The 15,183-nt window shown below is 37.5% G+C and carries 10 protein-coding genes; 2 read left to right on the forward strand and 8 right to left on the reverse strand.

Features of this window, described 5'->3' with window-relative positions; translation table 11 throughout:
• The first annotated feature begins 2 nt into the window (after positions 1-2).
• Both J2X17_RS18205 and J2X17_RS18210 read left to right on the forward strand, forming a co-directional pair.
• Complete coding sequence (locus tag J2X17_RS18205) at positions 3-6,632, forward strand: T9SS type B sorting domain-containing protein (RefSeq protein WP_310301314.1); 6,630 nt, start codon at positions 3-5, stop codon at positions 6,630-6,632.
• Between the two features lie 55 nt (positions 6,633-6,687).
• The gene (locus tag J2X17_RS18210) at positions 6,688-7,602 is read left to right on the forward strand and encodes a PorP/SprF family type IX secretion system membrane protein (protein ID WP_310301316.1); all 915 of its coding nucleotides are present in this window, start codon (positions 6,688-6,690) and stop codon (positions 7,600-7,602) included.
• 207 nt (positions 7,603-7,809) lie between these two features.
• Here J2X17_RS18210 and J2X17_RS18215 read toward each other — a convergent pair whose 3' ends face one another.
• The 8 genes from J2X17_RS18215 to J2X17_RS18250 form a co-directional block, all read right to left on the reverse strand.
• On the reverse strand, positions 7,810-8,475 hold the full coding sequence (locus tag J2X17_RS18215) for a YoaK family protein (protein ID WP_310301318.1): 666 nt from the start codon (positions 8,473-8,475) through the stop codon (positions 7,810-7,812).
• A 7-nt stretch (positions 8,476-8,482) separates the two neighbouring features.
• The gene (locus J2X17_RS18220) at positions 8,483-8,956 is read right to left on the reverse strand and encodes a Dps family protein (RefSeq protein WP_310301321.1); all 474 of its coding nucleotides are present in this window, start codon (positions 8,954-8,956) and stop codon (positions 8,483-8,485) included.
• A gap of 194 nt (positions 8,957-9,150) precedes the next feature.
• On the reverse strand, positions 9,151-9,585 hold the full coding sequence (locus tag J2X17_RS18225) for a DoxX family protein (protein ID WP_310301323.1): 435 nt from the start codon (positions 9,583-9,585) through the stop codon (positions 9,151-9,153).
• A gap of 11 nt (positions 9,586-9,596) precedes the next feature.
• Complete coding sequence (locus tag J2X17_RS18230) at positions 9,597-11,483, reverse strand: amidohydrolase (RefSeq protein ID WP_310301325.1); 1,887 nt, start codon at positions 11,481-11,483, stop codon at positions 9,597-9,599.
• A 32-nt stretch (positions 11,484-11,515) separates the two neighbouring features.
• On the reverse strand, positions 11,516-12,148 hold the full coding sequence (locus J2X17_RS18235) for a hydrolase (protein ID WP_310301328.1): 633 nt from the start codon (positions 12,146-12,148) through the stop codon (positions 11,516-11,518).
• A gap of 12 nt (positions 12,149-12,160) precedes the next feature.
• Complete coding sequence (locus J2X17_RS18240; RefSeq protein WP_310301330.1) at positions 12,161-12,478, reverse strand: phosphoribosylpyrophosphate synthetase; 318 nt, start codon at positions 12,476-12,478, stop codon at positions 12,161-12,163.
• Positions 12,479-12,548: 70 nt separating this feature from the next.
• Positions 12,549-13,367, reverse strand: coding sequence for an alpha/beta fold hydrolase (locus J2X17_RS18245; RefSeq protein WP_310301332.1), 819 nt, complete (start codon positions 13,365-13,367; stop codon positions 12,549-12,551).
• A gap of 377 nt (positions 13,368-13,744) precedes the next feature.
• A complete protein-coding gene (locus J2X17_RS18250; protein ID WP_310301334.1) occupies positions 13,745-14,656 on the reverse strand; it encodes an alpha/beta fold hydrolase in 912 nt (303 codons plus the stop codon).
• Positions 14,657-15,183: the final 527 nt, after the last annotated feature.

A 15,183-nucleotide genomic window follows, 5' to 3' on the forward strand; every position in this document is an offset into this window, starting at 1 on the left:
TTATGGGAATTTTTTCTTCGAAAAGATATAAAATTATCAAAACTTTATTTTTTATAACCTTATTTTTTGTTACTTCAGTTAGTAAAGCTCAATTTCCTTTCGCGGAATCTTTTAAAAATAAAACTGCCCCTAGTGTTCAATTCTCTGGTGTAGCCTTATTGACTGCAGGACCTATCGATCCTGATGGTTCTGGTTTTCTGAGATTGACTAGTAATGCGAATCAAATAAAAGGAGCTGTTTGGTCTGATGTAACTTCTTTCCCATCTTATTATGGGATAGATATGTCGTTCGAGTATTATACCTATGGGAATACTACTACGAATGGGGCAGATGGTATTGGTTTTATTTTGTACGATGCAAAAACAATCAATCCTAGGATTGGGCCACCTGGAGGCAATTTAGGTTATACAGAAAATACTCCTAAACCTAATTCAGATGGGTTTACGACGGGATATTTAGGTATTGGAATAGATGAATTTGGGAATTTTTCAGCCATAGGTCCTAAAAGTCCGGGTAAGAAGCCGAATAGCATTACTTTAAGGGGTTCATATTTGGACGGCTATCCATATTTAACAAGTGCTCAAACTGCTACTTTGACTCCTGGGCTCACTATTGCAGGTGGTGACAGAAGTGCTACAACTTTCGGTAGTACAGGTTATAGAAAAATTAGAATAACGTTAGACCCAGCGGTTTCTCCAAATACTGGATATTATATAGATGTTTATTTGACCCATGGGTCTACCACAGATCATATCATAAATCATTACAACTATACGACACCCGCTCCTGAAAATTTGAAGTTTGCTTTTTCATCCTCAACAGGAAATAGCAATAATTATCACGAAATTAGAAGTTTAAATTTTGATGTTTCAGCTACCTTGTTAAATCCAGTGGCTAATCCCGATTATTTTTTAGATTGTTCGGGTTTAATCACACAATCTTTAGATATCACTGCAAATGATAATGGTGCAGTCAATATTTCAGGTACTGTAAATAAAGCATCTGTAGATTTAGATCCTTCCATTCCAGGAATACAGTTCACTAAAACGGTTGCGGAAGGAACATTCACTTACGATCCAGCAACAGGCAAAGTTACCTTTGCACCTATTGACAATACCATAGCAGGTCCAGTTACTATAGATTATACCTTTGCGGATACTTATGGTCAAACTTCTAATGTTTCAACGATAACATATAGCACAGTACAAACGCCTATTGCCAATACAATTACGGCACCTGCTATAACTACTTTTTGCAAGATTGGAGTTCCTGCAAATATAACTGGAGGTAATCCCTCTGGAGGAGTAGCAAATGCTTATTCCTATCAATGGCAAAGCAGTACAGATGACATAACGTTCAATGATATTATTGGTGCTAACAGTATAGATTATGATCCTGGATCTATAACTACAACTACTTATTATAGAAGAGTCGTTGCCTCCGGAGTTTGCAGTACTCCCAGTAATGTAGTGACAATTACTATTGATAATATAGCATCTAATACAACTTCAAGTACTGCAATTTGTGAAAATGCTACCAAAGCTTTAACAGCAACGCCCACAGGAGGAACATGGAGCATAGAATCCGGCGGAGGAAGTATCTCAGCTACTGCTCCATATACTTATACTCCCGACAATATCACGGAAGACACGAAAGTAAAGATCCGATACACAGCTCCAGTTCGGAGCTGTGGTCCAACAGTGTCTGATGTAGAATTTTGGGTTAATGCTATAGCTGTTCCAAACGCAGGACTTGACCAAATCGGGACGGAAACTTGTGGACTTACTACGGTTACCCTAGCCGGAAATACCCCAACAGTAGGAACAACCGGAAAATGGACAGTTGTCAGTGGTGTAGGCGGTTCGTTTGCTTTGGACACCAATTCAGCTACCATTTTTACCGGAAGAGCAGGAACGACCTATACTTTGCGTTGGACTATTTCAAATGGCTCCTGTGTGGTTTCGGATGATGTGATCATAAAATTCAATCAAAACCCAACAACCGCAAATGCTGGAGCAGATCAAACGGGTGCAGCAACTTGTGGACTTACTACGGTTACCCTAGCCGGAAATACACCAACAGTAGGAACAGGAAAATGGACTATCATAAGCGGAGTAGGCGGATCTTTTGCATCCGATACCAATCGTACGACTACTTTCTCTGGAATAGCAGGAATGACATACACTTTGCGTTGGACTATTTCAAATGGCTCCTGTGTGGTTTCGGATGATGTGATCATAAAATTTAATCAAAACCCAACAACCGCAAATGCTGGAGCAGATCAAACGAGTGCAGCAACTTGTGGACTTACTACGGTTACCCTAGCCGGAAATACACCAACAGTAGGAACCGGAAAATGGACTATCGTAAGCGGAACAGGAGGCTCTTTTACATCGGCTACGAATCCAACAACTACTTTTACAGGAACGTCAGGAATGACATACACTTTGCGTTGGACCATTACCAATGCACCTTGTACCTCTAGTGATGACGTTAGTGTTACATTTTTGATGACCCCTGCGGTTCCAACTATTGCCTCCGTAACAGCTGAATGTTCCGCAACGGTAGCTGCCCCGACAACGACTGATGTCTGCGCTGGAACGATAACAGGAACCACTTCTGATGACTTGACGTATTCAACTCAGGGAACTCACACCATCACCTGGACATTTGATGATGGCAATGGCAACGTAAGTACGGCTACTCAAAACGTAATTGTAAAAGACAGTACCAAACCAGTAGCTCCGACTTTAGCAGATGTAACGGGAGAATGTTCAGCAACAGCAACAGTTGCAACAACAACTGATGCCTGTACCGGAACAATTACAGGAACAACTTCTGATGCGTTAACTTATTCAACTCAGGGAACTCATGTCATTACTTGGACTTTTGATGATAAAAATGGCAATGTAACTACGGCTACTCAAAACGTAATTGTAAAAGATATTACCAAACCAGTAGTCCCAGCTTTAGCAGATGTAACAGGGGAATGTTCAGCAAAAGCGACAGTTGCAACAACTACTGATGCCTGCGCCGGAACAATTACGGGAACGACTTCTGATGACTTGACTTATTCCACTCAGGGTACTCACGTAATTACGTGGACTTTTGATGATAAAAACGGCAATGTAACTACGGCTACTCAAAACGTAATTGTAAAAGATAATACCAAACCTGTAACCCCGACTTTAGAAGATGTAACGGGAGAATGTTCAGCAACAGCGACAGTTCCGACAACTACTGATGACTGCTCCGGAACCATTACGGGAACGACTTCTGATGACCTGACTTATTCCACTCAGGGAACTCATGTCATTACTTGGACTTTTGATGATAAAAACGGCAATGTAACTACGGCTACTCAAAACGTAATTGTAAAAGACAGTACCAAACCTATAACCCCGACTTTAGAAGATGTAACAGGAGAATGTTCAGCAACAGCAACAGTTGCAGAGACGACTGATACCTGCGCCGGAACAATTACGGGAACTACTTCTGATGACCTGACTTATTCCACTCAGGGAACACATGTCATTACGTGGACTTTTGATGATAAAAACGGCAATGTAACTACGGCTACTCAAAACGTAATTGTAAAAGATAATACCAAACCTGTAGCTCCGACTTTAGAAGATGTAACGGGAGAATGTTCAGCAACAGCGACAGTTGCAGAGACAACTGATGCCTGTACTGGATTAATTACGGGAACTACTTCTGATGACCTTACTTATTCCACTCAGGGAACTCATGTCATTACGTGGACTTTTGATGATAAAAACGGCAATGTAACGACCGCTACTCAAAACGTAATTGTAAAAGACAGTACCAAACCTGTAGCCCCGACTTTAGAAGATGTAACGGGAGAATGTTCGGCAACGTCGACAGTTGCAGAGACGACTGATACCTGCGCCGGAGTAATTACGGGAACCACTTCTGATGACCTGACTTATTCCACTCAGGGAACTCATGTCATTACGTGGACTTTTGATGATAAAAATGGCAATGTAACTACGGCTACTCAAAACGTAATTGTAAAAGATATTACCAAACCAGTAGTCCCAGCTTTAGCAGATGTAACAGGGGAATGTTCAGCAACAGCGACAGTTGCAGAGACGACTGATGCCTGTACTGGATTAATTACGGGAACTACTTCTGATGACCTGACTTATTCCACTCAGGGAACACATGTCATTACGTGGACTTTTGATGATAAAAACGGCAATGTAACTACGGCTACTCAAAATGTAATTGTAAAAGACAGTACCAAACCTGTAGCTCCGACTTTAGAAGATGTAACGGGAGAATGTTCTGCAACAGCGACAGTTGCAGAGACAACTGATGCCTGCGCCGGATTAATTACGGGAACTACTTCTGATGACCTGACTTATTCCACTCAGGGAACACATGTCATTACGTGGACTTTTGATGATAAAAACGGCAATGTAACTACGGCCACTCAAAACGTAATAGTTAAAGATAGTACTCCTCCAACGATCACAGCTCCGAATGCAAAAATAGTGAGTGCTGCTTCAGGACTTAGTACAACTGGAATTGTATTGGGAACTCCCGTGACAGCCGACAATTGCTCTGTTGTTACAATAACTAATGATGCACCTTCAGTGTTTCCATTAGGAATAACAACAGTAACATGGACAGTAACTGATGCAGGCGGGAACACTGCCACAGCTACTCAAAGTGTAACGGTAGCCGCGGCTGCAATTGTTGCGGTAAGTGATACAGTAACTGCGATTAACGGTTATGTTGGCGGAACTGCTTTCTCCAATGTTTTGGCGAATGATACATTGAATGGAATTGTTATCAATCCAGCTGAGGTAAACGTCACTTTCACTTCGGATAATTCAAACATCACTTTATCGAATACAAATGATCTAATGGTTGCAGCAGGAACTCCTGCGGGAATTTATACATTGACTTACACTGTTTGTGAAAAATTAAATCCAACCAATTGTGCTCAGGAAACCGTTTTAGTAACGGTAACTGCACCTGCCATCGTTGCGGTAAGCGATTCGGCAACAATTAACGGTTATATAGGAGGGATGGCTTTTGGTAATGTCTTGGGAAATGATACATTGAATGGAACTGCCGTTAATGCTTCTGAGGTAACGATATCTTTCGTGTCTTCATCACATTCGAATATCACATTATTAGGAGCCGATGTAATGGTTGCAGCGGGAACACCTGCCGGAACTTATACTTTGACGTACGAAATTTGTGAAAAATTAAATCCAACAAATTGCAGTTCTGCAGTAGTCTCGATAACAGTTCCCAACTTTACTGTAACAGCAAATAGTTATTGTTCTAATGATATGGCTTATGTGACTTACAAAGTGACGGCAGATCATTATGCGCCAACAGGATTGTTAACAATCAATTGGATAGACAGTAATAATACTATTGTGGCTACACAAAAAAATATGCCTCTGAGCGGCGATGTTTTATGGCCGGGGACACTGGTGGATGACAAGAACAATCCTGTCGATTGGCCGGGATGGGTATTGGCGAATGGACAGTGGCTAACAGGAAATGATGGCTTTGAATCAACAAAACCAGCTGTAACCATGCAGTTTATATTAAATTCGACTCAGTCTCTAGTTGTCAATTATCCCGACACAAAAGTGGGTTGCAATGCCATGCCTAAGTTCGGAATTGATATTAAGGTTAATGATAATGTTACTATTGCTGATGGAATTAATGGTTCATTAAAATTAATCAACGTTTTTGATAATGTTAAAATCAACGGTATTCCGGTTAGGCCATCCGATCTTATTTTAACCATTATGGATATTCCGAAAGGAATGACTTTGAATAATGATGGAACAATCGATGTTGCGCCTGGAACTGCAGGAGGAAATTATACTTTGAGCTACGAAATATGCGAAACTGAAAGATCATACAATTGTAGAACTGCAACAAGTAAGATTTTTGTTGAAGTTCCATCAATCTCCCTTGTTCAAAGTGTCGCTTTAAATGATACGAATGGAAATGGTTATGCCGAAGCTGGTGAAACCTTAACATACAGTTTTATTGTGAAAAATACAGGTAATGTAGATCTTGAAGATATTATAATTACAGATCTTCTTTCAGGAATGAATATTAGTGGAGACCTTATAAGTTTGCCTGTTGGAAAGAGTGATAGTTATTCATTTGTTGGAAAATATACTTTATCCCAAGCTGATATAAATTCTGGAAGTATTAGTAGTCAGGCAACGGTATCGGCAATTACCAAAAGTGGAATTGTAGTTGACGACAAATCGGATCCGAGTAACTTTGATGGAGACAATCCTACTGTTTTAGCGTTAAGTGGTTGTGCCATTAAAGTGTTTAATGCGGTTTCGCCAAATGGTGATGATAAGAACGATAAATTCTATATACAAGGTTTAGAATGTTACCCTGATAATACAGTCCAAATTTTCAACCGTTGGGGAGTTTTGGTTTTCGAACGCGATCATTATAATAACAATGACATCGCTTTTAGAGGTTTCTCAGAAGGACGTGCTACTATCAAAAACTCAAACGGATTACCACCGGGGACTTATTTTTACATAATCAAATATAGAGACAGCAAAAACAATAGCTATCAAGATGCTGGCTATTTATATCTCACTAATTAATTCATTCAAATTAAATAACATATCGTCTATCAAGTCAATATTTTAAAACAAAAAAATGAAAAAATTATTTTCTTTCGTCGTAATGTTTTCAGCAATTGCAGGTTTTGCCCAGCAAGATTCGCAATACACGCAGTACATGTACAACACTATAAATATTAACCCTGCCTACGCAGGTTCTCGTGGGGCTTTAAGCGTTTTTGGTCTATACCGTACACAATGGGTTGGACTGGATGGAGCTCCTGAGACTAGCAGTTTCTCTGTCAATACGCCAATAAACAATAGTAATTTAGGACTTGGTGCTTCGCTGGTAAATGACAAAATCGGACCTACAAGTGAAAACAACATTTCTGTTGATGTTTCGTACACCGTACAAACTTCCGCCGATTTCAAACTTTCATTTGGTATTAAAGGAACTGCCAATATCTTCAATTTAGATGCCAGCAAGCTGAATCCAATTGATGCAGGAGATCCAATGTTTCAGGATCTCGACAATAAATTCACACCAAATGTAGGAGCTGGGGTTTACTGGCATTCTGACAAAGCCTATATCGGGTTTTCGGTACCAAATTTTATTCAGACCAATCGATACGATGATAATGATGTTGCTATTTACAAAGATAAAATCAATTATTATTTGATGGCAGGTTATGTATTCAATCTGGACAAATATGAATATGTAAAGTTCAAACCGGCCATTCTTACCAAAATGGTAGGAGGTGCGCCGCTTCAGGTAGATGTATCGGCCAACTTTATGTTTATCGACAAATTTGTAGCGGGTGTCGCTTACAGATGGAGCGCTTCATTTAGCGCCATAGCAGGATTTCAAATTTCAGATGGTCTTTATTTAGGATATGGTTACGATCGAGAAACCACAAACCTAAACAATTACAATTCAGGATCTCATGAGATATTCCTTCGTTATGAATTCTTAAAAAACGCAGGTAAAATTATAAGTCCTCGTTTCTTCTAAAAATAAAAGTCCCTTAAAAGCAAAAAAAACCTGTAATTCCTAGGATTTGCAGGTTTTTTCATTGCCTGCAATTCTGGTTACACTCGCACGAAAAAAAACATTACAATACATAATATGCAAATTTTTTTGGCAGAAAAAGTGGAGCTATAATTCCTCTTTTAAAGATAGTCTATTATCATAAATCTGCAAATGGATATCCTGATCTTTCTAGTTTTCACGATGATAGAAATAACATATTATAATAGCAATTCCGGGTAAAATCAAAGTTCCTAAACCAAAAAACATACCGGCAATTGCTCCTAAAAAACAACCCGTCAAAAACCCCATAATAGTAACCACTTGTTTCTTAAAACTAAGAATTGTTTCAGCATCTTTTATTCCATTTTTTAATAGATTTCCTAAATCGAGCGATGCCTGTGTTACATTTCCTGTCATCATTGTCGTTGGCCCGTGTGTTTCTTTGGCATAAAGTTTTCCAAAAGCATTCTGAAGTCCCATTGCAAAAACAGTTGCCATGGCAATAACATAGATTGTCCATCCTGAATAGATTTCTAAAAAACCAAACACATAAACAGCAATACCGCTTAAAACCAATATGACACCTTCCCAAAATAAAATCCTATAATGATTGATATTTTTTAAGGCAATTCTTCCCCCAACAATAACAGCCAGGATAAATACAGGAAATGTGAGCAGTTTTACCCACGCATGCACATCTGAACCTTTAATGATTTGATAAGCAAAGACAATAAAGTTGCCCGTAACGTGTGCCGAAAATATAGAATCTGCGGCAACAAATGTTACGGTATCGCAATACCCTGCTATCATAGTGAGCAGCAGGGTTACGTACCAAATGTTTTTTTGTATTTCCATAATTCAATTATTTCAAGTGAGCGCGAAGCATCCACGCCATTTTTTCGTGATTTTCCAAAAGTCCAGTGATATAATCACTCGTTCCGGCATCGTGCAATTCAGTGGCAAAATTGTTGATGTTTTCACGTAAGTGAATTAAAATACTTTCATGGTCAGCAAGTAGTTCTTTGATATAACCAGCGCTGTCATTTTTTTCTCTTGATTCTTCGGTAAGATGTGTTAACGCCAGATATTCTTTTAAAGTTCCCGGTGCATAATGTCCTAAAGTTCTAATTCTTTCTGCAACCGCATCTACAACTTCGTCAAGCGCTTCGTATTGCTGCTCAAAAAAGATATGCTTGTTGTAAAAATCCGGACCTTCAACATTCCAGTGTGCTTTTTTTGTTTTCGTATAAAGTACAAATTCGTCAGCCAAAACTTTAGTTAATACATCTACTACTTTTGTGATGCTTTCTTGTTTAATTCCGATGTTTGCTTTCATTTTATATAAGGTTTAATAAGTAATCATTTTAAATTTATGTATTGGATATTTTTTCACGCAGATTTAAAAAGATTTAAGCTGATAAGAGCAGATTAATTAATAAAAATCTAAAATTAAATTTGCTCTAATCTGCAAAATCTGCGTGAAACAAAATCATTTTAATCTTAATAATTCTAAGTTTCTGTTTGTGTAAATTAATTAATCAAATAGGTTAATAAATAATAATCAAGTGAATATTTTCCGGCACCGAGTGCCAGAATTAGTAATAAGGATAGGGTGTACATATAAGGAACGTCACGTACTTCGAGTGAATCTTTTCTATGTACCACAAAATATCCTACAGCAGTAACGCCAATTGTAGGCAAGACAACAAATCGGGTTCCGATGCCTAAAATAATAAGAAACGGAACGACAGTATCTGAAAAAGTAGCCACTAATCCATTTAGTTTTTCAGGTAAATGCAACGGATTCGGAACATGTTCTCTTTGTCCGTTCTCAACCCTGAATTTCTTCATTCCATGCACCCTGAAAAGTTCTACAGCCAACAGAATTCTGAAAATTAGAAATGCAGCATTATTGAATGAGGTTCCTAAATCAGAATAAAGGATTTGTTTTATAATTTCTATCATTTTATTGAAATTTAAAATGCAAAACAAGAACAGCCAAGTGCTCCCCAAAATGCATTATAATTATTTATCGGAATGTTGCTCAATCTTGCAACATCATGGCTATGGGCGTGAACATCACAACTTCCGCTACAGCTGTGTATTTGTGATGTCAAACGTGGTTTTGAAGTTTGTTTTGCATTTTTTTCGATGACATTCTGCAAATTACTTCTAACCGGATATCCGTTGTAAATATTCGTTGGCGACCAGTCTGGCAGAATTGGGATATTTGGTGGTGAAAATGAGGAGAAATCACCATTGGCGTACACAATTTTTCCATCTACAATTGTCAAATCCGACTCAATTTTTTTAATGTCTTCGTCTTCAATATTGAAATAATCACGATCTAAAACCACTAAATCTGCAAACATTCCAACTTTAACATCTCCTTTTTTAGCCTGTTCCTGCGAAAACCATGCGCTCCCTCTTGTGTACAACTCTAAAGCTGTTTCCCGACTTAATCTGCTTTCATTGTACAATTGCAAACCTCCAACTGTTTTTCCAGCCGTCATCCAATACATGGATACCCACGGATTGTAGCTGCTTACTCTTGTAGCGTCAGAACCTGCTCCAACAGGAACTTCCATTTCAAGCATTTTTTTTATTGGAGGTGTATTTTCGGCTGCTTTTGCTCCGTATCTTTCTGTGAAATATTCACCCTGATACGCCATTCTGCTTTGTACTGCAATACCACCTCCTAATTTTTTGACGCGTTCGATATTTCGTTCATCAATTGTTTCAGCGTGATCAAATATCCACGGAAGTCCATCAAACGGAATTTCCTGATTGATCTTTTCAAATACATTTAAAAATCTCGTAATACTTTCGTTATAAGTCGCATGCAGTCTAAAAGGCCAGCGATTTGCTATCAAAAGGCGGACTACTTTTTCAAGTTCAGCTTCCATGGTTTCAGGAAGGTCAGGTCTTGGTTGCAGGAAATCTTCAAAATCAGCAGCAGAAAAAACTAACATTTCACCAGCACCATTATGGCGGTACATATCATCACCCTGATATAATTTTACACTATCAATCCAATCTTCAAAATCTTCAAACTCGTGTTTTGGTTTTTGGGTAAAAAGATTATAAGCAATTCTTACTGTAAGCTGTTTCTTTTCATTCAATTCATTGACTACTTTATAATCGTCCGGAAAATTCTGAAAACCTCCTCCGGCATCAATAACACTTGTAATTCCGAAACGGTTCAGTTCTTTCATAAAATGACGTGTCGAATTGATTTGATGTTCGTAAGAAAGTGTTGGCCCTTTTGCTAAAGTCGAATACAAAATCATCGCATTTGGCGTTGCAATAATAAGTCCGGTTGGTTCTCCGTTAGAATCTCTTTCAATTTGTCCACCCGGAGGCGCAGGTGTATTTTTGGTATAACCAACAGCTTTTAGCGCGGCTCTGTTCATAATTGCCCTGTCGTATAAATGCAGAATAAAAACAGGAGTTTCCGGTGCAATTGTATTAATTTCTTCCAGAGTTGGCATTCTGCGTTCGGCAAACTGAAACTCAGACCAACCGCCAACCACACGAACCCATTGCGGATTTGGCGTGCGATCAACTTGTTCTTTTAGCATTCTTAGTGCATCAGCCAAAGAAGGAACTCCATCCCAACGCAATTCTAAATTATAATTTAATCCGCCACGAATCAGGTGAATGTGTGAATCGTTAATTCCGGGAACAACTCTTCTGTTTTGAAGATCGATTACTCTAGTTGCTGATGATGCAAACTCCATTACATTTTTATCATTTCCAACGGCAATAAACTTTCCATCTTTGATTGCGACGGCAGTTATATTTGGTGTTTCGGAATTGAAACTATGAATTTTGCCATTGAATAAAATCAGATCTGCTTTCATACTTTAATTATTTATAGTTAAGCATCACTAAGTTAGTGTTTTAGCATATTATGTGCATAATGAATTCCGATACCATACGAACCACCATATTTTTTCATCAGGTTTGTAACCGGAACATAGGTTTCTTCACGTGCCCAGTCTCTTTGAAGTTCTAATAAATACTGAATTGAGGTTATTGGTTTTGCACCAACCTGTATCATTCTCTGAATCGCGCGTTCGTGAGCTTCTTTGCTAACATCTCCGCAGGCATCTGTAATTACATAAACTTCGTAACCTTCGTCAATGGCAGATAGAGCAGGGCCAACGATACAAACACCCGTCCACAATCCTGCGAAGACTAATTTTTGCTTTTTTGTTCCGATAATGGCTTGATAAGCATTTTCGTCTTCCCAGGTATTCATCGTTGTACGGTCAATGTAACCTGAAGTGGCCATTGGATAAAATTCTTCGACTTCCGGAAAAACAGGACCTGAAAAAGTTTCTTCGGCAACTGTGGTAACAATTGTTGGTACATTAAATATTTTTGATGCTCCTGCGATAATGGCAACATTAGTACGCAATTCACTTAACGGAATGCTTGTTGTTGCAAATGCCATTTGTCCTTCAAAATCAATTAGGACTAAAGCGTGGTTATTTGGGGATAATAAATTAACTGATGGTTTCATAAAAATAGTTTTTTAATGCGTTGAAAGTTTCTTAATCATTTCGGCAGAAAAAGGATCTGCATAGCTGCCAAAAGCGCTCGTTAAAACACCTTTTATATTGTAAATCTCAGATATAATTCCGTATACGATATCTTCATCTCCAGGATCTGTATCACCTTCAAAGCGAAATAGATACTCGATTTTGAATTCCTCCGGAGACATGCTATGTTTGTTGTTATTGTAGCGGATACAATTTTCGTCAAGATTAAAATTTTCTGTAAAACCTTGCTGATTAAGCCATTGTAAAGCTTCTGTAACGGTATCAAAATAGGGCTGTTGTGATAAACTCATAATAGAAGAATTAAACTGCCTTTAAAAGCGAACCATTTCAGGCAGTTTTGATTAACTTTAAATAATATATTTATGATTTAATAAAAGCCAGAATATCTTTGTTGATTGTTTCAGCCTCGGTAGTTGGCATTCCATGTGGAAATCCCGGATACGAAATTAATTTTCCGTTTTTCAGAAGTGCTGCCGCTCTTGGTGCCTGAGCAAAAGGTACAATCTGATCATCTTCTCCATGCAGCACAAGAACAGGAATATCTAAACTTTTAAGATCTTCTGTAAAATCTGATTCAGAAAAAGCTTTTATTCCTTCATAATGTGCCAAAACTGATCCCATCATTCCCTGACGCCACCAATTGTGTTTAATACCTTCCTGAACGGTTTGTCCTTCACGGTTCCATCCGTAAAACGGAATAGGGAAATCATAAAAATACTGCGCTCTGCTAAATCCGGTACCTTGTCTTATTTCATCAAAAATTGACAATGGCACACCTTCAGGATTTGATTCATTTTTGATCATTATTGGAGTTACGGCACTAATAATTACTGCTTTTGCAATACGTTCTTTTCCGTATTTTGCAGCGTAACGTATTACTTCGCCACCTCCGGTTGAATGCCCAACATGAATGGCATCTTTTAAATCAAGCGCAGCTGTTAATGCAGCTACGTCTGCAGCGTAAGTTTCCATGTTGTTTCCTTCTGAGCTTTGACCAGAACGCCCGTGTCCGCGACGATCGTGCGCAATAACTCTATATCCTTGCTTTAGGAAAAACATCATTTGTGCATCCCAATCATCACCTGATAAAGGCCATCCGTGGTGAAAAACAATTGGTTGCCCCGTTCCCCAATCTTTATAATAAATTTCTGTTCCGTCTTGTGTTTTAATTGTGCTCATTTTTTATGGTTTTAGATTATTAAATTTTTATTGGTGTTAAATTTCTTTTACAAACTTACAGAAGGGGTGAAGGCTTATTGATTAACCTGGATTAAGAAAAAAGCTACTGTTTCATATTTTTTGAAATTGTACTTCTTTTGGTTTATATAAGATGCCTGACAATAGCCAAATAATATGCCTTAGTTTATAAAGCAATAAAATCAAGGATTTACATTTTAAAGGCCTAACTTTAAATTACGATATTTCGCGAATTTATTAATGTGTTATCGTTTTATCATTTAACTGTTAATATTGTAACTATAGTTTGTGAAAAACAAAGTGAATGAGAATATATATTATAAGTTCATCTTTAAATAACGAACCACTTATTGTGTTTTTTATTTTTTAATAAAATTCAAAAGCTCTGTATTAAACTTTGTTAATTCTTCAATAAATAAAGCATGTCCACTTTTATCTAAAGGTATTAATGTGGAGTTTTTGATGCTGGAGTGCATTTGCTCTGCTAATTCATAGGAACAAATTTTATCCAACTTGCCATGAAGTATTAACGTTGGAATATTGATCTTTTTTAAATCTTCGCGTAAGTCAGTATCTCTTAATGCTTTTAAACATTCGCCTGTAGCATAAAAAGAAGATTGTCCTTGGATTGTTCCCAACCAATTTCCTAACCCGGGAGAAACACTGGTTTCGTTTGCCGGAAATATTTTTCCGAAATTATCGAATAACTGGGGTCTGTTTGTATTATTTAATTCTATTAAACTGTTTACATCTTCTTTGGTCCAAAAACCATAATTAAAATCAGCTCTTTTAGTCCAAATAGGTGCTGCGGCTCCAAATAAAGCTAATTTTGAGATATGGGAAGCATTGTATTTTGCGGTGTAATGGATAACTATGGCACCACCCATTGAAAATCCGCCTAAAGTTGCATTTTCAATTTTTACTTTGTCAAGCACAGCTTTAATATCATCTGCAAAAACGTCATAGTCATACTTTCCTGCCGGCTTATCAGATAGTCCATATCCGCGTAAAGTAATTCCAATTACACGATATCCTTTTTCAATGAAAAAAGCATATTGATATTGGTACATTGCATCACTTAATGGCCATCCCTGAATTAATACAATTGGCTGCCCTGTTCCGAGGTCTGTTACGTGAAGGCGAACATTTTTTTCAACTTCAATATATTCTTCTCTTCCTAAAGCTCCGGGAATTCTTTTCGTCTGCGAAAATCCTTGACTACCTGTTAGGAATAATGTAAATAGTCCGATTGTTAAGATTAAATTTTTCATTTGTAAAAATTTTAAAGGTTACTTATTGTTGTTAGCGATTAAATTGATCGCGTTTAACAATTTGCAAAGAATATACCTTAATTTTTAACTAAATGATTTTCAGTAACTTACCTTGTTTTTTATTTTTTTTTATTTACGGGATTTCGTAAATTTTATAATTTTTAATTTGGTTGGTTTAACATTTAATAACTTACGAATAGAATTAATTTAATTTAATAGAACTATCATTTCTAAACAGCAATTGTCTTTCTGCTCATACTTTGGGAGATCTGTTTGCTTTTTTCCAAGATGGAAACAAAGTCTGTACAGGGATATTGTTTGTATATAAAATTTAAAGGTATTTGAAATTCAAAGATTCAAACCTGCGATGTTTCCAAGAAAGAGGATAAAAAAAAGGTTATAAATTCAATGGATTGCATTATTTTATGATTGCATTTTTATAGCAAAAGAATAATCATAGAGAAAAACTACAGAAATTTTTAAACCATTTGAAGAAGTTACTTTAAACTCGCCATTTAAATCTGAGC

Source organism: Flavobacterium aquidurense, assembly GCF_031458035.1.
Classification (GTDB): domain Bacteria; phylum Bacteroidota; class Bacteroidia; order Flavobacteriales; family Flavobacteriaceae; genus Flavobacterium; species Flavobacterium aquidurense_C.

Coding starts and splice junctions, on each gene's coding strand:
- J2X17_RS18205 (WP_310301314.1), top strand. CDS start 3: ATGGGAATTTTTTCTTCGAAAAGATATAAAATTATCAAAACTTTATTT.
- J2X17_RS18210 (WP_310301316.1), top strand. CDS start 6,688: ATGAAAAAATTATTTTCTTTCGTCGTAATGTTTTCAGCAATTGCAGGT.
- J2X17_RS18215 (WP_310301318.1), bottom strand. CDS start 8,475: ATGGAAATACAAAAAAACATTTGGTACGTAACCCTGCTGCTCACTATG.
- J2X17_RS18220 (WP_310301321.1), bottom strand. CDS start 8,956: ATGAAAGCAAACATCGGAATTAAACAAGAAAGCATCACAAAAGTAGTA.
- J2X17_RS18225 (WP_310301323.1), bottom strand. CDS start 9,585: ATGATAGAAATTATAAAACAAATCCTTTATTCTGATTTAGGAACCTCA.
- J2X17_RS18230 (WP_310301325.1), bottom strand. CDS start 11,483: ATGAAAGCAGATCTGATTTTATTCAATGGCAAAATTCATAGTTTCAAT.
- J2X17_RS18235 (WP_310301328.1), bottom strand. CDS start 12,148: ATGAAACCATCAGTTAATTTATTATCCCCAAATAACCACGCTTTAGTC.
- J2X17_RS18240 (WP_310301330.1), bottom strand. CDS start 12,478: ATGAGTTTATCACAACAGCCCTATTTTGATACCGTTACAGAAGCTTTA.
- J2X17_RS18245 (WP_310301332.1), bottom strand. CDS start 13,367: ATGAGCACAATTAAAACACAAGACGGAACAGAAATTTATTATAAAGAT.
- J2X17_RS18250 (WP_310301334.1), bottom strand. CDS start 14,656: ATGAAAAATTTAATCTTAACAATCGGACTATTTACATTATTCCTAACA.